Raw genomic sequence first — 567 nt, 5'->3', positions numbered from 1 at the left:
GTCAGCGGGGCACGGCACAAAAGGTGAGCGACTTTATGACTGGGCGTATCTTCCGCTTGCTGATCTGGATGCTGAAGAATTTGACTGCCCTATAGCCGGACCATGGACACGTGGCCTGTTGATCCGCCGAAACATCGCTGACGGGGACCTTGCCTATTTTACGACCTGGAGCCCGAAAGGGACAACCACGCAGGAACTGGTGAACGTTGAAGGGACGCGCTGGAGGATCGAAGAAGGGTTCGAGACGGCCAAAAACGAATTTGGTCTTGATCATAACGAGACCCGCTCCTGGCATGGTTGGCATCGGCACGTCTCTCTGGTCATGCTGGCCTATGCCGTCATGGCCAGTGTCCGTTACCAGGCAAACTCACTGAAACCGAAAAAAACACAACTCAGAACACGACAGTCCTTGTCCGCTGGTCCATTCAGGAGATCAGGCGCCTCGTCGTAAAACTTGCACAACGCAGACTACCCGTCTCTCACATCCTCAGATGGTCCGTCTTTCGACGAACGCATCAGGCCAGTGCTATCCGCGCTCACTCACGACACAAAATGCAACTGTAGTGC

1 protein-coding gene is annotated in these 567 nt (G+C 54.7%); it reads left to right on the top strand.

What is annotated here, in order from left to right; genetic code table 11:
• On the top strand, window positions 1-451 hold a 451-nt coding region (locus tag CFR72_RS16925; protein ID WP_146220788.1), incomplete at its 5' end, for a transposase.
• Window positions 452-567: the final 116 nt, after the last annotated feature.

Origin of the sequence: Gluconacetobacter entanii (assembly GCF_003206495.1) — a bacterium.
GTDB lineage: Bacteria > Pseudomonadota > Alphaproteobacteria > Acetobacterales > Acetobacteraceae > Novacetimonas > Novacetimonas entanii.
This window is presented reverse-complemented; position numbering and strand designations above follow the sequence as displayed.